The organism is Peptostreptococcus canis (genome assembly GCF_014229965.1).
GTDB classification, from domain to species: Bacteria; Bacillota; Clostridia; order Peptostreptococcales; family Peptostreptococcaceae; genus Peptostreptococcus; species Peptostreptococcus canis.
In genome coordinates this window covers 636304-655936 of record NZ_JABGBW010000001.1, presented here as the reverse complement: position 1 = coordinate 655936, position 19633 = coordinate 636304, and the positions used below count along the sequence as shown (strand labels likewise).

Sequence of the window (19633 nt, the reverse complement as noted above, 5' to 3'; positions counted from 1 at the left end):
TACTTGTCTATTATACATATATAAAATATTTTTGTCAAGTTATTTTACCTTACCAACGTAAATTATTTAGCTAATTTTAATGTATCCCTGGCTATCATTAATTCTTCATTTGTAGGTATTAATAACACCTTAACTCTAGAATCATCAGAAGATATGACAGTTTCCTTACCTCTTACATTATTTTTTTCCGAAGACAGTTTCACACCAAAGAAATCCATATCTTTACAAATCATCTCTCTCATACTGATACCATTTTCTCCAAGTCCGGCTGTGAACACTATTGCATCAACACCATTCATTATTGATGTATAAGCACCTATATATTTTTTAACTTTATGAGCATATGCTTCTAAAGCAACCTTCGCCAACTCATTTCCATCTTTAGCAGCATCTTCTATATCTCTAAAATCTGAAGATATTCCAGTCATTCCATACACGCCTGATTGCTTGTTCATCAGTTTATCAATACCATCTATGTCTAAACCTTTTTTTTTCATAATAAAAGGCACAATAGCAGGATCTATATCACCACATCTTGTTCCCATGATTAGACCTTCCAATGGAGTAAGTCCCATACTGGTATCTATGCACTTCCCACTATCAACCGCCGAAATCGATGCACCATTTCCCAAATGGCAAGTTATTATTTTTAATTCTTCAATAGGCTTTCCTATCATTTCTGCAGCTCTTTCAGATACGTACATATGACTTGTACCATGGAATCCATATCTTCTTACTCCATATTTTGTATACAATTCATATGGTAGACCATATAGAAATGACTTTTGGGGCATAGTTTGATGAAATGCAGTATCAAATACACCAACTTGTGGCACATCCGGCAATATAGCTTTACAAGCTTCAACTCCCATTAAATTTGCAGGATTATGAAGAGGAGCTAATTCTACACATTCATTTATTACATTAATCACTTCATCTGTTAATAATGCTGAAGAAGCAAATTTCTCTCCACCGTGAACTATTCTATGACCTACAGCGTCAATCTCTTTCATCTCTTTTACTGCTCCAACTTCTGGATGAATAACTGCAGTCAATACATGATTTATAGCATCCTTATGATCTTTCATAGGCTGTTCAACTATATATTTTCCTTCTAGACCATCTTTTTCATGTTTTAAAATAGAGCCTTCTATTCCAATTCTCTCAACAAGTCCTTTACAAAGTACTGATTCATTATTCATATCTATTAATTGATATTTTAATGACGAACTACCGCAATTTAATACTAAAACTTTCATTAATTAATTACCTCCGTTATTTTAATTATATTATCCACTGTTAATATATCACTTTTCATAAAAAAAGTATATAGTTTACTTAAATAATCTATGCATTATTATGTAATCTATTTCGCCTTTATTCAAAAGTTTTCTATTATTCATACATGCTTTTTGATAGTAAATATTTGAACTTCTTAAATCAAAATCAAGCATTAACTTATACAGGATATTTTTATTATATTCAGTGCCTTTTTTGGATTTTGCCGGTCCGATAATCACCTCAGACATATCTTTTTTTACCTTTTTGAGAATTTCCTTACCTCTATCATTAAACCCTAACACCCTTATATATGGCAAACTATAAATTTCTTTTATACTTTCAATATCACTTTTTCGTATACCTAATAAAATATTGAATAAACATCTTCTTACTTTAGCTTTTGTATATGCTTTTGTAGAAATATGATTTACTGCATCTTCTAAGCTATCGGATGTCGATATTTTTGCTCTTATGGACTTTTCAAGTCCATCTTTTACTTCAAAATATTCTTCTAAATTTTCTTCCGATCTTATAACCTCCATACAGATTTCAGAATAAAAACTTTCATCAAAAATGGGATTGTAACCCTCATTAATATATTTTCCCAGTAACTTGTACGATGAATATGGCATATGATTTTGGATATTACATATACCTAAATCACCGTTATATAAATTACTTTCTATAACTTTCCTTATGGATGTCGCGGAACTTATTTTTGCATCTAAAAATTCATTTTTATGTTCGCTTCCCAGTCTTTTTATAGTCACCGGTTTTATATTCGAATCTAGTCTTATTAACTCTTTTATATATTCTATACCTAAAATATTATTGGGTTTTCTTAAAAATTCTTCTTCATCACTTTTTTCAAGACTTTCCTTATTATCTACATTTTCATTTTTTTTTCTTAAATTATCCAATATAGCCTTTTCTCTTGCAACAGGAAAAGAGTCTCCTGCATTTAAATAGTTGCAGATAGACTCTTCAAAATCACCTTTTTTACCAATAGCAACACTTGCTGCTTCATGTATTTTTTTTATATTTCCTTCTTCTGAACCAAAGCATAACAAATCAACACATTTTAATGAGTTTAAAGCAAGTATTCCTCCTCTGGCATATATTTCCGCTGTTTGAGTAGCCATATACGCAGGTATTTCTATAACAAGATCAACACCATTTTCAACAGCCATATTTGCTCTGGTAAATTTATCTATTATAGCCGGACCCCCTCTTTGTATGAAATTACCACTCATAGCAACTACTAAATGAGTTATATTGTATCTTTCTTTAAATTCTTTTATCTGATATTTATGTCCGTTATGAAATGGATTATATTCTGCAATAATGCCACCTATTTTCATTATTCTACCTTCTTTACTTTAATTGAGATTTATTCGTTCTCACTTCATCAAGAATATCTGCCAAAGTAGCTTCAACTATTTCAAGTTGTTCGATTGAATAGCCTTTGGCACCTTCTCTTAAATCTCTTGAATAGTTTGTCGCTTCTTTTATCATCTTTTCAGCTTTGGCCTTTGCCTCTTTAATAACCTTACTATCAGATACCAATTCTTCAGCCCTTATAGTGGCTTCTTTCATCATATTTTCTATTTCAGAATCTACTTGTTTATTTTTGATTATTATTTCATCATTGCATTCTTTTACTTTCTGTTCTCTTTCTTTTTTTGCATCTTCAAGTATAAAGTTTGCATCATTTCTAGCCGATTCTAAAATTACGTTTTCTTCATTAATAATTTTTAAAGCTTTCTCTAATTCAAAAGGAAGTGCCTCTCTTAACTCATGGATTAAATCTAAAAATTCATCCTTATCAACACCTACTTTTTTTGAAAGCGGAAAACCACTTGCTTCTTCAAGAATTTCTTCCATTTCGCTTAATATTTCGATTACTTTTATGTTATCACTCATTTTAACCTCCAACTAATTATTTATTTTCTATTCCAAATTTTTATTGAACTATAGTCTAACATAAGATTATATAAATAATCTCTAATCTTCTATATATCAACTAGATTTTTCTACAATAGTATAATATTATTACATATATTACGCTATCAATTAATATTATATTATCAGTATGATTTATTTTTCCTTAATTTGCATTTTTTTCTTTTTTAATTCTTCTAATACACATTTTGGAACCAAATTTTCAATATTTGCATCAAAACTTAGTACTTCTTTTATTAATGATGAACTTATAAAAGAATATTTTGTATTAGTAGGAAGTATTACTGTTTCTATACTATCCTCTAATTCTTTATTCATATGTGCCATTTGAAGTTCATAGTCTACATCAGCTGAAGAACGTACACCTCTTACCAGTACAGAAATATCATTTTTTATACAATAATCTATCAATAATCCTTCAAAATATATTACTTCCACATTTTCTATATGAGAAGTCGAATCTTTTATCAATTCTAATCTTTTTTCAATAGTAAAAAGACTTTTTTTATTTGGATTAATCAGCACTCCTATTTTCAATTCATTAAACAATCTTGCCGATCTCTCAATAATATCGATATGTCCATTTGTAATTGGATCAAAACTTCCTGCAAAAATTGCTTTAACAGGTTTATTCATAATTTTCCTCCAAGCTATAGAATGTCAACTTCGTCATTCCATATTTTTTTTCTTTAATTTTATAAATGCCATCATATTCTTTCATTATTATATTTGAATCATGTTCAACTACAATTAAACCATCATCTTCTAGAATTTTTTTATTAATTATCATGGAAATAACTTCATCAAATAATCCCTCATAGTAAGGTGGATCTACAAATATAATGTCAAACTTCTCATTCTTATTTGAAAGTATTTTAATAATATTTCTAAAGTCATCCTTCATTATTTCGTAGTTATCATAAAACCTAGCCTTTTCCAAATTACTCTTTATAACTTTTATACTATTCTCATTATTGTCACAAAAATACACATATTTAGAACCTCTGGAAATACACTCTATTCCCAATGCACCACTGCCTGAAAATAAGTCTAAAACACTACTATCGTATATTCTGCTGGCAATAATATTAAACATAGATTCCTTTACTCTATCAGTAGTCGGTCTGACATCATCATTTACCGGAGAATTAAGTTTTAATCCTCTGGCAATTCCCGAAATAACTCTCATAAAAGGACCTCCTTTTATTATTCAATTCTATTCTATCATATTATAATACATTTCTAAAGAAAAATATTATAATTCTTAGAAATACTACAAAGATATGTTATCTCCTATATTCCTAAACATATACTCAACTTTTTTCCTTACTCCAGAGTTTTCATCTAATAATAACCCTGGATCCACCGCATAAATTTTTCTCGCTTCTGCTTGAGCTATTTTTAATATTTTTATATGCTTAAATAAATTGGCTACTTTTAACTCCGGCAAACCATGTTGTCTTGTTCCAAAAAAATCTCCAGGACCTCTTATTTCAAGATCTTTTTCGGATATTTTAAATCCATCATTAGACTCTTCCATTATGCTCATTCTCTTTCTGCATACATCACTTTTTGAATCATATATCAATATACAAAATGATTTACTACTTCCTCTACCGACTCTTCCTCTTAATTGGTGAAGTTGTGCCAATCCAAATCTCTCTGCATTTTCAATAATCATTACTGTTGCATTAGGTATATTTACACCTACTTCTATTACTGTCGTAGAAACTAAAATATCAATCTCATGATTTTTAAATTTATCCATTATATTATCTTTTTCACTAGCTTTCATTTTTCCATGCAACAACCCAACTTTTAAATCAGAAAAATATATTCTTTGCAATTCTTCGTAAACTTCTGTTGCAGACTGTACATCAAGAACTTCACTTTCTTCGACTAATGGACATACTACATAAACTTGGTGACCTTTTTCGATTTCTTTCCTTATATTATTTCTATATAAATTCTCTCTATTTTTCTTTTGAATAGAAATTGTTTCTATAAGCTTTCTTCCAGGCGGTAATTCATCAATCACGGAAATATCCAAATCTCCATATAATATTAATGCCAAAGTTCTTGGAATGGGAGTAGCAGTCATAACCAGTACATCAGGTGAAATTGATTTGGTTGTGAGTTTTGCCCTCTGTCTGACACCAAATCTATGTTGTTCATCCGTTATAACTAAGCCCAAATTATTAAATTCAACTTTATCTTCCAGTAGTGCATGAGTTCCAATAATTATATCAATATCACCTTTTTTCAATTTTTCAAGAATATCTTTTGAATTTTTTTTAGTCGTACTACCGGTCAATAGTGATACTCTCATATCTGTTCCTTTGAAAAAGGAAATAAAACTTTCATAATGTTGTTTTGCCAATATTTCTGTTGGAGCCATATAGGCACCTTGATATCCATTTAAAACTGCATTTGCAAGAGCCAATTGTGCAATTACTGTCTTTCCGCTACCAACATCTCCTTGTATTAATCTATTCATCACTTTACGGGAAGACATATCATTTAATATTTCCTGATAGGCTTTTTTTTGAGCCTTGGTCAATCTAAAAGGTAACCTTTTTTCTATTTCATACAAATCTTTTTTCTTCTCAAATGATATTCCTTTTGATATTTTATTTCCGCCTTTTATAGAAAATAAACCCAACTGCATAAAAAGCAATTCTTCAAAAATCAATCTATACATGGCTATTTTTACATTATTTTTTTTCACCGGAAAATGCATGTTTCTTATTGCAAAATTAATATCGCATAACCCATGCTCTTTGATAATCCTTTCTGGCATATATTCTTCAATCACAACTTCCGAAGTATCAAATATATTTCTAATTACCCCCATAACTTCCTTATTGTTTACACCATTTATAAGAGGATATACGGGAACAATAATTCCTATATTTTTGGATGTTTTTTCATACTCTATTTCACAGTTATTCATTTCTATATTACCAAACTTATCAATTTTTACAGCTCCAAAAACCTTAACTATATCTCCTATTCTAAAAGTATTTTTTAAATAAGATTTGTTGAAAAAAATCAATTTTACTGTTCCTGTTCCGTCATCTATAACAAATTCAGTAATATCCAATTTTCTTATTTTTTTGTTTTGTATCTTTTCTATTTTTCCCTTTACAGCAACCTTCTCTCCTTCTTCTAAGTATAGAATTTCTTTTTCTACACTTCTATCCTCAAATTGTCTGGGAAAATATAAAAGTGCATCTTCAATTGTAAATATTCCTAATTTAGCCATTTTATCAGCTTTCTTTGGACCAACTCCTTTTACATATTGAATATTTTCATTTAGTACACTATACATTTTCTCACCGCCTCATTCAATATTAATAAAAAAGGAGAAGATTACATCCTCTCCTAAAACTAATTTACTAAACTTTACTCAACCGAAATTAAATAGTAATAAAGTGGTTGTCCTCCATAGTATAATTCTACATCGACATCTTCAAACTCATCCTGTATTATCTCAGCAAATAATCTGGCATCATCTTCTTCTACATCTTCACCATAATACAATGTTACTATATCTGAATCTTCATCTATCATTTCTTTAATCACATTTTTTGTTACTTCATTAAGATTTTTTCCTGAAGATACCAATTTTTTTCCTGTTATACCTATAATATCATTTTCATTGACTTCTATTCCATCCATTATTGTATCTCTGACAGCAAAAGTAATTTCTCCAGACTTAATATTTTCAAGCGCATCTGAGAAATTCTCCATATTAGTCTTAGCATCTGAATCCGGATCAAATGCAACTAAACATCCTATTCCTTGAGGAATGTTTTTTGTTGGAACTACATGTATACTTTTTTCAGATATTTCCTTTGCCTGATTTGCAGCCATTATCACATTACCATTGTTAGGCAATATATATATATCATCTGCATTTATCATATTGATTGCATTCATAAAGTCTTCTGTAGATGGATTCATAGTTTGACCACCTTCAATTACTATATCGACACCCAATCCATCAAAAATATCAGCAAGACCTCTTCCCATTGTAGTAGTGATAAATCCATAAGGTTTCTTTTCCTCATTTAATACAAATCCTTCACTTGCACTTTCAATATGTTCTTCCTGTTCTTCATCAGGTATTATTTGATTTTCATGTTGTACTCTCATATTTTCAATCTTTATTGTTAATAATTGACCATATTTCAATGCCTCTTGCAATACAGTTCCCGGTTCATTTGAATGTACATGAACTTTTACTACACCATCATATCCAACAACTACTAAACTATCTCCATACTTCAACATTATATCTCTTATTTCGTCAGGATTGGCAGTGTCTGACTCAAGTATAAATTCAGTACAATATCCAAACTTTATATCTACATCTCTAACATTTTCACTTGGGACTCCAACTGGTGAACTTGTTGTAGTCACTCCGTTTCCAGATTTCAATTCAACCACTTTACCTTTAATCGCCGATAACATTCCTTCATAAAGACATACTAAACCTTTACCACCTGAATCAACCACTCCAGCATCTTTCAAATTTTTTAATAAATCTGGTGTCCTATCTAATGATTTATTGGCTTCTATGACTATCAATTCCAGAAAATCAATAAAACTACTGCTCTTTTTAGAATTTTTTATAGCAAATTCTCCTGATTCTCTTACGACTGTAAGTATGGTTCCTTCAATAGGCTTTATAACAGCCTTATATGCTGTATCTGAACCTGATTTAAGAGCTTTTGCAAAATCATCTATAGTAAGTTCATTTTTACCTTCTACTGATTTGGCAATTCCTCTTATAATTTGTGATAAAATAACTCCAGAATTACCTCTAGCTCCCATCAGAGAACCTTTAGAAAGTGACTTTCCTATTTCCTCTATACTGTCACTATTCACTTTATTTAGTTCTTTTATCGCTGAAGCAATCGTAAGTGACATATTTGTACCGGTATCTCCATCCGGTACAGGGAATACATTTAACTTATCAATTAAATCCTTATTGTTTTGAAGATTATTTGCACCAGAGATAAACATCTCCCTAAATAAATTTCCATTTATAGTTTGTTTCATTATTTTTCCTCCTGATTACTTGACCCTAATTCCCTGAACACTAACAGTTATCTGATTAATTTTTATTCCAGAGTAAGTTTCAACAGTGTACTTTATTCTTTCTATTATATTATTAGCAACAGTAGTTATATTAGTTCCATACTGAAGGATTACAAATATTTCAATATCCACAAGATCTTCACCTAACTCTAATATATTTACACCTTTTGTGGCATTTTCTCCTTTTAATAATTCAACTATTCCTTTTGATTTAGATGAAAACCCTACTAAACCATAACTTTCCATGGCAGCCTTATATGTTAGTTGCGCAAGAACATGTTTATCTATTTCTATTTTTCCTAATTTGTTATTTAAAACTGAACTCATATTCTACCTCCTAATGTATATAATTATAATGTATAATTACAATAATCGTTAAATCCATTTTTATATACTAATAGTTATAATATACCTCAAAACTCTGAATTTATTCTTAATATTTTAATATATTTCTGATGGACATAATACTATACAGTATATTATACAAAAAAAAACTATCAATTGCAATTTTTTACTTGATTTTTTCAATTCACTATGATATCATTAAATATGTTTTTAGGCTTAATATCTTATTATTAAGGAGGTGGCATTATGTCAAGAGTATGTAGTGTGTGCGGTAAAGGTAAAGTATCTGGAAATCAGGTATCTCATTCTAACAAGCACAATAAAAGAACTTGGTCAGCAAACTTAAGAAATGTAAGAGTTATGGAAAATGGTACTCCAAAGAGAGTTTCTGTATGTACAAGATGCTTACGTTCAGGAAAAGTTGAAAGAGCATAAAGAAAATAAATTGATGTCTCAATCGGGACATCTTTTTTTATTCCATAATTTTCATATGCATTTTAAACACCAGTTTGACACCAAAAATGATAAACATCTAATATATAAATATAGATTTATATTTATAAAATGATTCTATTTATAACAAAATAAAAAATCAAGAAGCTCTATATCTGTAGAAGAAATTTGATAAAATTCTCCTCAAATAGAGCTTCTTAACTATTTATTTGCCTAGGTGGCTATTATAGAAACTAATTCTTAATTCTGTTTTTCATCTTCATCAAATTTTATTTCTTTTGGAAATGTTACTACCGATTTAAATAAGTCTCCATCTAAAAATACATCCAAAGTCCCACCTTGAGCCTCTATATAACTTTTAGCAATTGAAATTCCCAGTCCAAATCCTTCTGAACTTCTGGATTTATCACCACGTTTAAACCTTTCCATAATATCTTGGACTTCATAATCTATTTCTGTTTCAGAAATATTTTTAAATATTATTTCAACATTGTCTCCTTTATCCACTATCTCAATATATGCTCTTGAATTTTCCAACGCATACTTCGCTATGTTTACTATAAGATTTTCAAAAATCCTATATGTTTTTTCTCCATCCAGGTACAAAATCGTTTTTTCTTTAGGAAACTTTGTTTTTAATGTTATTCTCCTTTGCACTAAACGATCCTTTAATTCAAAAATACTTTGCTCCATTAATCTCACTATATCTATTTGATTGAATTCGAGTTTTATATTCCCGGTTTGAGCTTTTGATATTTCAAACATATCATCAATCAAAACTCTTAGTCTTTCAGACTTTCTATATATGGTGTCAATATACCTAGAAGTCTCTTCTGAGGTTTCCATATATTTTAAGATATCAGCATATGAAATAATCGAGGTCAACGGCGTTTTTAAATCGTGTGAAATATTGGAAATCAACTCACTTTTCATTCTTTGACTTTTGATTTCCTCTTCTATTGATTTTTTATACGCTTGCTGAATATGATACAGCTGTAATTTAATCTCATCATAAATACCCGTATCAACATTCATTATGTCTTTATCTAAATTTCCATCAGCAATATCTTTTGTCAAAATTAACAACTCTTCATAATCTGCTTTACCCCTCTTAATCTCCTTACTGACAACTTTTATATAAATAGTAATTACTACTATATAAAGAAGTGTTAATAATAGCCACAATAAAATATCGGAAATATCAATAATCGGTAAAATAACAGCTCCTGTGATAATAATTATTATGCCTATAAAAAATAATCTGTTATATCTTTTACTAAGGTCTACGTTTAAAGTTTTATATATCAATTTAGACACATTTTTATATACAAAATTCGCAAATGAAATAATCAAACTCTTATTCTTAAAATATTCAGAAATACTCGTTTCTACTATTATTTTTATCATACATACTATTGCAAATGCTACTATGAATAAAATAAACCAGTATCCTATATTTATCAATAAAACCGAATAATTTGCTAATTCTTTTGGAATACCATTATTTATAACTATTTTTAACAGATTCCCTGTAATAGTTTCTCTGACCATTCTAATTGAAATATCATCATTAAAAATAGAATAATACAAAAAAAAGGTTATTCCCAAAATAAATTCAAATGGCAACATCATTAAAGTTTTTATAAATCTAAATTTTCTTATCATTTCTACAGATAGCAAAAAAGCTCCCATAGCAATTGTCAAAATTATAATTCTCGCAAGTTTTTCTATTGATGCAAAATAATTTCTTTCTGATTTATTTATATATTCACTGATTGAATCATTTTTAGAGTACACATTATTCAGAATTGAATTCGGAATCGCAAATGTATATCTCATATTTTTTATTGATTCAACTTTGTAATTTGAAAAATCTGTCGCATTTTCATCTGTCATTGAATATACTTCATTTAAATTTTTGCCTGCATCTAACTCCAATAAATAGTTATTTATCATATCTTTATTAATACCATGACAATATAATAAATTATATTTTCCTAAACTATCAAATTCTATCACTAAATAGGTCAAAAAATTGCTTTTTATATCTTTTTGAAATTCATTATACTCTTTTACAATTTTTTCTTTTTTGATACTTTCATTTTCTAAACTTTTATTTTTACCATCAACAAAATCACTTTCTCCACTAAGTATATATTTATTATAATTCAATATGGTTTTCATGTCATTTCTGAATCCAAAGTTTGATATACTAAAACCGGATTCTATATTTTCAGAATGAAACTTTATATTTCCATCGGATTTATATAAAAATTTGCCTAATTTGTTAAACGCATTATTAAATGATGTTTTTATTTTTTCTGAATCAATAGAGCTTGAATAATACTCTGTATCCATATTGTCGATCATAGTTTCAATTGTGTCATCAGATAAAAATAAATCGGATGGCTTTATCAATCTATTTCTCTCCATTTGATAGCTTTTATAATATAGATAATAGTTAGAATAATAAATATCTGATGCAAATTCTTTTGTTTCAAATGGATTTTTCTTGTTCTTGTTAAATTCACTTTCTACAATATTGTATCTACTTACCATAAGTATAGCCATCATAAGTATTGAAATAAAAATAAAAATTTTAATACTATTTTTTTTATTACTAAATTTTATCAATTTTGTATCCAACTCCCCACACCACCTTTAGGTATTTAGGATTCTTAGAATCAATTTCTATTTTTTCTCTGATATTTCTTACATGTACCATCACGGTATCTGTATTAATGGCACATTCATTCCAAACAGTTTCATATATTTCCTCAGAAGAAAATACTTTTCCTGGATTTTTCATCAAAAGATTTAAAATTTTAAATTCTATAGGTGTTACTTTTACCAGATTTCCGTCAACCGATACAGTCCTAGTATTTTCATCTAATTCGAGTCCACCTATTACGTGCACATTTTCATCTTGTGAAATGTTACTTCCTTCTGATAAATTTAAATATTTTGTATATCTTCTAAGTTGCGAATTGACTCTTGCCAATAACTCTAATGGTTTAAACGGTTTATTTACATAATCATCAGCACCAATATTAAGTCCAAGAATCTTATCAACTTCTTCATTTTTTGCAGATAAAATAATCACCGGAAAATCATATTTCTCTCTTAATTTAATAATCATTGATGCCCCATCCATTACAGGCATCATTAAATCAATTATAGCAAGATGAATTTCATTATTTTCAACTACTTTAAGACCCTCTTCACCATTATATGCCTTAACGACATTATATCCTTGATTTAACAAATAAATTTCTATTGCATCTGCAATTTCTTTCTCATCTTCAACTACTAAAATATTATAAGATTTCATTCTTGCCTCCATTCTTAATGACATAAAAATCATAATAATTTCATTTTAATTTGAGGAGTCAAAACTTGACTCCTCTTAAAAAATCCTATATATGTATTTTACTTCATATTTCATATCAGTTTAATAGATTTTAGCTTATTTTTAATAATCTTTATATTTTCTTAATATTTTATTAATTTTTACACTATTTTTTTACTTTTATTACTACTATACTTCCATCCTTTACCTCGATATAACAGTGATCATTTAGCATTACATTAGAAATTCCTCTGGTGATTGAGTACTCAAAATCAAATTCATTTAAAGGATACTCCAGGTTTTTCAACGTTACACCTTTTGCATCTCCTTTCAAAGGAAGTACAGATATAATATCTCCCGTCTTTCCATTTATAGTTAAGTCGCCATTTTCAATTATATAGATTTCAACAGATTCAGTCAAAATTCTAGCGTTAGCCCCTCTCTTTAATACAAAGTACAAAAGTTGTATATTAGCTAATTCGTGATCAATTCTTCCACCTAATCCCGCAAAAATATCAATATTTAAATTACCGTTATTTATTGCTTTTAAAATAGCCAATTCTGCATCAGTTTCATCTTTTTTGGATGGAAATTTACTAAATATTACATTTTTTTCTTCATAATATTTTTTTGTTTTATCATCTATAGAGTCTAAGTCTCCAATTATATAATCTGGAATTATTCCTATTTCATACAAATGATTAGCTCCACCATCAACTGCAATTATATCATTATAGTTGTTGTTTTTCATATAAAATTTAAGTGATTTATAATCATCAATATCCCCATTTAAAATGATGCACGCACTTTTTTCTGAAGAAATAAAATTATTACTCACTCTTATCAACTACCTTCCTAGTGCAGCATTTCTTAAATCTTGTACTGCTTTATTTATATCGTCCATTCCAAATATTGCAGAACCTGCTACTAATACATCTGCGCCTGAATCTACAAGGGATTTTATATTACTGGAATTAACCCCACCATCAACTTCTATAAGAACCTCCAGATTCTTTTCTTCAATCATTCTTTTCAGTTCTTTGACCTTATTTAATACTTCCGGAATAAATTTCTGACCACCAAATCCCGGATTAACCGACATTAATAACACCATATCAACATCTGGTAATATATGTTTAATTGTATCTACAGGTGTTGCGGGATTTAAAACCACACCGGCTTTCATATTGTTTGCTTTGATATTTTGTATGGTTCTATGAAGATGAATACAGGTTTCTTGATGAACTGTTATTATATCACATCCAGCCTTAGCCAAATCAGGTATAAATTTATCAGGATCACTAATCATCAAATGTGCATCAAAAATCATATCTATTTCTTTTCTAATACTTTTTATGATTGGTGCTCCAAAAGTGATATTAGGAACAAAATGTCCATCCATTACATCAAGATGCAAGTATTCACATCCTGCTTCTTCGACTTTTTTACAACTTTCCAACAATCTTGCAAAATCTGCTGATAAAACTGATGGTGCTAGTTTCATTTTTATTTCCTCCAATTTTTTAATTTAATATTGTTTATTTCATCTAATATTTGCAAATAACTTTCGTATCTTCTTTTGGATATTTTTCCCGACTCTACCGATTTTTTTACCCAACAATCTGGTTCGTTTCTATGAATACATTTGCTTCCAAATCGACACTTATCATTACCATGACTAAATTCTATAAAATACTCCTTTAATTCTTCCTCTTCTATATCATTTATGTCAAAAGAGCTAAATCCTGGTGTATCGGCAATTATAGCATTTTTACCTATTTTGTATAATTGTGCATGTCTGGTCGTATGTTTTCCTCTGCCAAGCTTTTGAGATATTTGAGCAGTTTTTAAATTAAAGTTTGGTTCTATAGCATTTATTATGCTTGATTTTCCCACACCGGATTGTCCGGCAAAAACTGATATTTTCCCTTCTAATTCTGAAATCACTTTGTCAATATTTTCTCCTGTTTCGACGCTTACTTCAATAACCTTGTAACCTACATTTTCAAACTCTTTTTTAATATATTTCGTTATCTCCATATTTTCATCTAGATCTATTTTTGTCAACAGAATCACAATATCTAAGCCTTCTCTTTCAGAAAAAACTAAAAATCTATCTAACAAAGACAAATTTGGTTTAGGTTCCTTGACAGCAAAAGTTACAATGATCTTATCAACATTGGCTACAGGGGGTCTGACTAATTCGCTTTTTCTAGGATAAATTTTTTCAATAACCCCCTTTAATTCTTCCTCGTCAACCACGCTTATTTCAACAATATCTCCTACAAGCGGTATCATTTTCTTTTTTCTAAACAATCCCCTTGCTTTACATTCATAAATTTTTTCTCCAATTTCAACATAAAAAAAGCCACTTATTGCTTTAATTATTATTCCTTTTATCATTTTTTCTCCATATCTAAAATAGTAAATAAGTAAACTTAATTGCTTAATAATTATATCATAACTAGCATCACTTTTCCATAAGTTACCTATATTACAAAACCACCATTTACACCTATTATCTGACCAGTAATAAAATCCGATTTTTCGGATGCCAAATATACAACAAGTGATGCCACATCTTCTGTGCTACCAACTCTCATTAAAGGTGTCTCATCTTTTAGAGCCATTATATCCTTGTCTGAAAATTTTTCCATCATATCCGTCATTATAACACCCGGAGCAATAGCATTTACATTAATGCCTGAAGGTCCAACCTCTTTTGCTAACGCCTTTGTAAATCCAATAATTCCCGCTTTTGAAGCTGAGTACACTACCTCGCATGAACCACCGGCAACTCCCCACATTGATGTAATATTTATAATTTTTCCACTGTGATTTGAAATCATTGTATTTAATGCTTTTTTACTACAAAGAAAAACGGACTTTAAATTTGTATCAATTAAATTATCCCATTCTTTTTCAGTTACATCTGTTATCAAACCTTCCAAACTCACACCTGCATTATTTACAAGTAAGTCAATTGTTCCATACTTTTCTAAACAGTACCTAAACATTTCATCGACTTCTTTGCTTTTAGACACATCCGCTTTAAATATATCCACATCATATCCTTCAGAAATTAACTTTTCCTTTAATTTACTGGCTATTCTCTGAGATTTTTTATAATTAATTAGCACTTTATAATTATTTCTGGCTAATTCTGATGCTATTTCTTTTCCAATTCCTCTAGATGAACCAGTTACAATAGCTACTTTTTTTTCTTTATTCTCCATTATTATTTCCTCTTTATACATTATATATTTATAAAATCTTCTCACTTTTAATAGTGTTTTAATAAAAAAGAGTTATCCTTAAATAGATAACTCTTTTTATTCCATTTGATTTCAGCATTTAAACCTACACTCATTTAGTAGGTTAAAACAAGATAAATTATAAGTAAGAAAACTCTATTTAATTATTACCACTATTTGTACTCGAATTTCCATTCGTTCCAGAATTTCCATTTGTTCCAGAGTTGTTATCTGATCCGGAATTTCCATTTGTTCCAGAGTTATTACCAGTTCCATTTCCATTCGTTCCGGAATTCCCACTTGTTCCAGGAGTTTCAATAATACTTTGACCTCCATTGTTTCCTCCAGTATTAGGATCGTCTATAATAACGTTATTGTCATCCGGGACATCTTCTATAATACTTGGTTTCTGTTTTCTGCTTTTTCTTCCTTTACTCACAACAAGAGAAACTTTTTGTCCTTCATCACTTGATCCGCCTATAAGACTTTGTGAAAGAACTGTTCCTTCTTTGGCACTGTTATACTCATATTTCACGTTTCCAAGCAACAAACCATTATCATTTAGTAATTTTTCAGCTTGGGATAAAGTCATTCCAACAACATTCGGCACAGGTACTTTTGTATTACCTCTACTTACTATTACAGCAATTGAATCACCTTTCTTTAGCTTAGTCCCAGGACTAGGAGTCTGAGTAATGATACCTCCTTCACTTACCTGACTACTAAACTCTTCTGATTTAACCTGAATATTTAAACCAACTTTTTCCGCCTCACCCTGAGCTTCTGAAACAGTCATATTTATGACATTTGGTACATCGACTTCGGCATCTGTATTCTTACCAAAAGGATTAAATCCTAGAAATTTAGCAAATGCAAATGCATAGCCACAAAGTATCAATATAAGTATAACAGCTAAAATTTTCAATCGCCTTCTAGATTTAGGATTTTCCTTCTTTCTCTTTTTGTTTTTCTTTTTTTCTTTTTTCCTATCTCTTCTGGATTTTTTAGATTCGTATTCATTATCTTCATCATACTCATCATCGTATTCGTCTTCATCGTATTCATCATCATAATAGTCATCATACTCATCATCGTATTCATCATCATAATAGTCGTCATACTCATCATCGTATTTTTTGAATGGAACAGGTTTTCTTCCATCAAACATACTAGCATCTCTGGAGTCTCCTTCAGATTTTGCAAAAGAATTATAATCTTTCATATAAGGAAGATCTATATTTTTTTCCACATATTCTATATCTTCTATTAATTCTTCAGCTGTCTGATATCTACTCACAGGTTCTTTTTGAGTTAATTTTTCTATGATGGTTCTCACAGATTTCGGTATTTTAACTTTTTCTTCTTCACTAAACTCTATATTTTCATTTATATGCTTTAATGCTATAGAAATTGGACTATCACCACTAAATGGAACCCTACCAACTATCATTTCATATAAAACTATCCCAAGTGAATATAAATCAGCATTACTTGTAAGATGCTTTCCTTTTGCTTGTTCCGGAGATATATAATGAACTGATCCAATAACACTTCCCATATTAGTCATAGTGGAACTGCTAACTGCCTTTGCAATACCAAAATCTGCAACTTTTACCTGTCTACCATCTTTTGAAATTAATATGTTATGTGGTTTTATATCTCTGTGAATAATACCATTTCTATGTGCTGCACCTAAAGCCTGTGCTATTTGTTTGGCAATATCTAAAGCAGTATATTCTTCCAAACAACCTTCATTTTGGATTATTTCTTTAAGATTTTGTCCATCTACATATTCCATTACTATATAATGAACCTTTCCATCCTCACCTACATCATAGACATTAACTATATTAGAGTGAGATAAGCTTGCAACGGCCTCAGCTTCTCGCTTAAATTTAACCAAGAACTCCTGATCATCTACAAACTCCGGTCTTAGAACTTTTACTGCAACTATTCTATTTAATAATTTATCCCTAGCTTGATAAACAAATGCCATTCCTCCATCGCCAATCTTTCTAAGGATTTCATATCTATTTCCCAATACTGTCGCTCCCATAATAACACCACCTTACATCATTACTATTATTACAGTTACGTTATCTTTACCAGATGTTTCATTTGCAAGTTCAACTAATTTATCAGCAATAACATTAACATCGTTTTCAGCAGAAAAAACAGTTTCAATATCCTTTTTATCAACTGCTCCAGTTAAGCCATCTGTTGCCAATAAAAGTTTTTCTCCCCTTTTTAACTCTCTAGTAAAAATATCAACAACAACTACAGGTTCAGTCCCCACTGCCCTTGTAATTTTGTTCCTATCAGGATGAATTCTGGCTTCTTCTTCTGTTATTATATTAGCTTTTACATATTCCTCAACTATAGAATGATCAGAAGTAATTTTTTCCAGCTGTCCATCTTCTTTACATAAATAACACCTACTGTCCCCTACATTTGCAACATATGCTTTATTTTCATATATAATTGCCATAGTGAGAGTAGTACCCATGCCTTCATAGGTTGGATCTTCTTTAGCTTTTTCAAAAATCATAGAATTGACAGTATTATAAGCCTGCTTTATTATGTCATCTATATACTCAATTTTCATTACCCCATTATTTATCAAGTTTTCATTAAATAACTCTATTATATTTTCAACGGCTAATTGGCTGGCTACTTCACCCTTATTATGTCCACCCATGCCATCTGCAATAGCAAAGATTCCGACTTCCTTTTCTTCACCAATCTCAATTATTTCGCCTTTGCAATAGTCCTCATTGTTTTTTCTGACTACACCAATGTCGGACTTACATACAAAATCCATTCCATATTCCTCCTTAGACTGTTACTTATATTTTCTTCTTAACTGTCCACAAGCACCACTAATATCTGAACCCATGGAGTTCCTAATTGTAACAGGTATATTATATTTATCCAAATAATTCTTAAACTTATTTATATATTCTGTATTAGGTTTCTCAAACTCTCTTTCTTCAATAGGATTGATTGGAATTAAATTCACATGACATAATATTCCTTTCAAAAGTTTTACCAGTTCCTCCGATTCTTTTTCAGAATCATTAGTTCCTTTAATCAAAGAATATTCAAATGTGATTCTTCTGTTTGTCTTTCTAATATAGTATTTGCAAGATTTTATTATATCATTTATAGAATATTTTTTTGCAACCGGCATTATCTCTTGACGTCTGTCATCAAACGGAGAGTGAAGTGAAATTGCCAAATTTATAGGTATCTGTAAATCTGCAAGTTCATATATTCTATCTACCAAACCACAAGTCGAAAGAGTTATATGTCTATTTCCAATATTTAAACCATTCTCCTCATTTACCAACTTTAGAAATCTAAGGGAATTATTAAAATTATCAAGTGGTTCACCACTTCCCATCATAACTATATTTGAAACTCTTTTCCCCAAATCCTTTTGAATTTTTATAATCTGATCAAGAATCTCCCATGCCTCTAAATTTCTATCTAACCCATCAATTGTTGATGCACAAAATCTACACCCCATTCTACAACCTACTTGATTAGATACACACACAGTAACTCTATTGTCATATTCCATGGCTACAGATTCTATAATACTACCATCATTCAGTAAAAATAAATACTTTTTTGTATTATCCATTTTAGATTCCAGTTTCAAATCTATATCTATATTACCTATTATGGAGTATTTAGATAACTTTTCTCTCAGTGATTTAGGTATGTTATTCATTTCATCAAAATCTCTAATTCCTTTATATATCCAAGAGAATATTTGACTTCCCCTAAATTTCTTTTCACCGATTTCTACCAAAAAATCTTTCATTTCTTCTTCAGTAAGATTTTTTAGCACTACCTTCCCCTTATACATTATATCACA

General features: G+C 29.6%; 18 protein-coding genes. 1 reads left to right on the top strand and 17 read right to left on the bottom strand.

The genetic code is table 11. From position 1 onward, the window contains the following. Positions 1–62: 62 nt before the first annotated feature. The 8 genes from HLB29_RS03075 to HLB29_RS03040 form a co-directional block, all read right to left on the bottom strand. On the bottom strand, positions 63–1259 hold the full coding sequence (locus HLB29_RS03075) for an acetate/propionate family kinase (protein WP_185623652.1): 1197 nt from the start codon (positions 1257–1259) through the stop codon (positions 63–65). 75 nt (positions 1260–1334) lie between these two features. Continuing rightward, positions 1335–2642 (bottom strand): nucleotidyltransferase, encoded by a 1308-nt coding sequence (locus HLB29_RS03070; RefSeq protein WP_185623651.1) that lies wholly within the window; start codon positions 2640–2642, stop codon positions 1335–1337. A 13-nt stretch (positions 2643–2655) separates the two neighbouring features. Then, positions 2656–3204: a permease gene (locus tag HLB29_RS03065; RefSeq protein ID WP_185623650.1), complete on the bottom strand. Its 549-nt coding sequence runs from the start codon at positions 3202–3204 to the stop codon at positions 2656–2658. Positions 3205–3378: 174 nt separating this feature from the next. Continuing rightward, entirely contained in the window at positions 3379–3879 is a 501-nt protein-coding gene (gene coaD / locus HLB29_RS03060; protein WP_185623649.1) for a pantetheine-phosphate adenylyltransferase, read from the bottom strand. Then, positions 3872–4432: a 16S rRNA (guanine(966)-N(2))-methyltransferase RsmD gene (gene rsmD, locus HLB29_RS03055; protein ID WP_185623648.1), complete on the bottom strand. Its 561-nt coding sequence runs from the start codon at positions 4430–4432 to the stop codon at positions 3872–3874. The genes coaD and rsmD overlap by 8 nt, the downstream gene beginning before the upstream one ends. Before the next feature lie 84 nt (positions 4433–4516). Beyond that, positions 4517–6574: an ATP-dependent DNA helicase RecG gene (recG, locus tag HLB29_RS03050; RefSeq protein WP_185623647.1), complete on the bottom strand. Its 2058-nt coding sequence runs from the start codon at positions 6572–6574 to the stop codon at positions 4517–4519. A 74-nt stretch (positions 6575–6648) separates the two neighbouring features. Further along, on the bottom strand, positions 6649–8310 hold the full coding sequence (locus HLB29_RS03045) for a DAK2 domain-containing protein (RefSeq protein ID WP_185623646.1): 1662 nt from the start codon (positions 8308–8310) through the stop codon (positions 6649–6651). A 15-nt stretch (positions 8311–8325) separates the two neighbouring features. Further along, positions 8326–8676: an Asp23/Gls24 family envelope stress response protein gene (locus tag HLB29_RS03040; RefSeq protein ID WP_185623645.1), complete on the bottom strand. Its 351-nt coding sequence runs from the start codon at positions 8674–8676 to the stop codon at positions 8326–8328. 264 nt (positions 8677–8940) lie between these two features. On the opposite strand from HLB29_RS03040, the gene rpmB reads away from it, so the two are divergent. Then, the gene (gene rpmB, locus HLB29_RS03035; RefSeq protein ID WP_185623644.1) at positions 8941–9129 is read left to right on the top strand and encodes a 50S ribosomal protein L28; all 189 of its coding nucleotides are present in this window, start codon (positions 8941–8943) and stop codon (positions 9127–9129) included. Between the two features lie 258 nt (positions 9130–9387). On the opposite strand, the gene HLB29_RS03030 is transcribed toward rpmB, so the two are convergent. From HLB29_RS03030 to rlmN, 9 genes are all read right to left on the bottom strand, one after another. Then, entirely contained in the window at positions 9388–11793 is a 2406-nt protein-coding gene (locus HLB29_RS03030; protein WP_185623643.1) for a sensor histidine kinase, read from the bottom strand. Then, the gene (locus HLB29_RS03025) at positions 11768–12478 is read right to left on the bottom strand and encodes a response regulator transcription factor (RefSeq protein ID WP_185623642.1); all 711 of its coding nucleotides are present in this window, start codon (positions 12476–12478) and stop codon (positions 11768–11770) included. Before HLB29_RS03025 ends, HLB29_RS03030 begins: the two co-directional genes overlap by 26 nt. Positions 12479–12662: 184 nt before the next feature. Beyond that, entirely contained in the window at positions 12663–13334 is a 672-nt protein-coding gene (locus HLB29_RS03020) for a thiamine diphosphokinase (protein WP_330604367.1), read from the bottom strand. Positions 13335–13343: 9 nt separating this feature from the next. After that, positions 13344–14000: a ribulose-phosphate 3-epimerase gene (gene rpe / locus HLB29_RS03015; RefSeq protein WP_185623641.1), complete on the bottom strand. Its 657-nt coding sequence runs from the start codon at positions 13998–14000 to the stop codon at positions 13344–13346. A gap of 2 nt (positions 14001–14002) precedes the next feature. Continuing rightward, positions 14003–14899, bottom strand: coding sequence for a ribosome small subunit-dependent GTPase A (rsgA, locus tag HLB29_RS03010; RefSeq protein ID WP_185623640.1), 897 nt, complete (start codon positions 14897–14899; stop codon positions 14003–14005). 86 nt (positions 14900–14985) lie between these two features. After that, positions 14986–15732 (bottom strand): elongation factor P 5-aminopentanone reductase, encoded by a 747-nt coding sequence (gene ymfI / locus HLB29_RS03005; RefSeq protein ID WP_185623639.1) that lies wholly within the window; start codon positions 15730–15732, stop codon positions 14986–14988. Positions 15733–15910: 178 nt separating this feature from the next. Beyond that, complete coding sequence (gene pknB / locus HLB29_RS03000; RefSeq protein WP_185623638.1) at positions 15911–17806, bottom strand: Stk1 family PASTA domain-containing Ser/Thr kinase; 1896 nt, start codon at positions 17804–17806, stop codon at positions 15911–15913. Between the two features lie 12 nt (positions 17807–17818). Beyond that, positions 17819–18571: a Stp1/IreP family PP2C-type Ser/Thr phosphatase gene (locus tag HLB29_RS02995; protein WP_185623637.1), complete on the bottom strand. Its 753-nt coding sequence runs from the start codon at positions 18569–18571 to the stop codon at positions 17819–17821. A gap of 21 nt (positions 18572–18592) precedes the next feature. Next, positions 18593–19624: a dual-specificity RNA methyltransferase RlmN gene (gene rlmN / locus HLB29_RS02990; protein ID WP_185623636.1), complete on the bottom strand. Its 1032-nt coding sequence runs from the start codon at positions 19622–19624 to the stop codon at positions 18593–18595. Positions 19625–19633: the final 9 nt, after the last annotated feature.

Excerpts from the sequence above, each read along its gene's own strand:
- HLB29_RS03075 (WP_185623652.1), bottom strand. The coding sequence starts at position 1,259 with ATGAAAGTTTTAGTATTAAATTGCGGTAGTTCGTCATTAAAATATCAA.
- HLB29_RS03070 (WP_185623651.1), bottom strand. The coding sequence starts at position 2,642 with ATGAAAATAGGTGGCATTATTGCAGAATATAATCCATTTCATAACGGA.
- HLB29_RS03065 (WP_185623650.1), bottom strand. The coding sequence starts at position 3,204 with ATGAGTGATAACATAAAAGTAATCGAAATATTAAGCGAAATGGAAGAA.
- coaD (WP_185623649.1), bottom strand. The coding sequence starts at position 3,879 with ATGAATAAACCTGTTAAAGCAATTTTTGCAGGAAGTTTTGATCCAATT.
- rsmD (WP_185623648.1), bottom strand. The coding sequence starts at position 4,432 with ATGAGAGTTATTTCGGGAATTGCCAGAGGATTAAAACTTAATTCTCCG.
- recG (WP_185623647.1), bottom strand. The coding sequence starts at position 6,574 with ATGTATAGTGTACTAAATGAAAATATTCAATATGTAAAAGGAGTTGGT.
- HLB29_RS03045 (WP_185623646.1), bottom strand. The coding sequence starts at position 8,310 with ATGAAACAAACTATAAATGGAAATTTATTTAGGGAGATGTTTATCTCT.
- HLB29_RS03040 (WP_185623645.1), bottom strand. The coding sequence starts at position 8,676 with ATGAGTTCAGTTTTAAATAACAAATTAGGAAAAATAGAAATAGATAAA.
- rpmB (WP_185623644.1), top strand. The coding sequence starts at position 8,941 with ATGTCAAGAGTATGTAGTGTGTGCGGTAAAGGTAAAGTATCTGGAAAT.
- HLB29_RS03025 (WP_185623642.1), bottom strand. The coding sequence starts at position 12,478 with ATGAAATCTTATAATATTTTAGTAGTTGAAGATGAGAAAGAAATTGCA.
- rpe (WP_185623641.1), bottom strand. The coding sequence starts at position 14,000 with ATGAAACTAGCACCATCAGTTTTATCAGCAGATTTTGCAAGATTGTTG.
- rsgA (WP_185623640.1), bottom strand. The coding sequence starts at position 14,899 with ATGATAAAAGGAATAATAATTAAAGCAATAAGTGGCTTTTTTTATGTT.
- ymfI (WP_185623639.1), bottom strand. The coding sequence starts at position 15,732 with ATGGAGAATAAAGAAAAAAAAGTAGCTATTGTAACTGGTTCATCTAGA.
- pknB (WP_185623638.1), bottom strand. The coding sequence starts at position 17,806 with ATGGGAGCGACAGTATTGGGAAATAGATATGAAATCCTTAGAAAGATT.
- HLB29_RS02995 (WP_185623637.1), bottom strand. The coding sequence starts at position 18,571 with ATGGATTTTGTATGTAAGTCCGACATTGGTGTAGTCAGAAAAAACAAT.
- rlmN (WP_185623636.1), bottom strand. The coding sequence starts at position 19,624 with ATGTATAAGGGGAAGGTAGTGCTAAAAAATCTTACTGAAGAAGAAATG.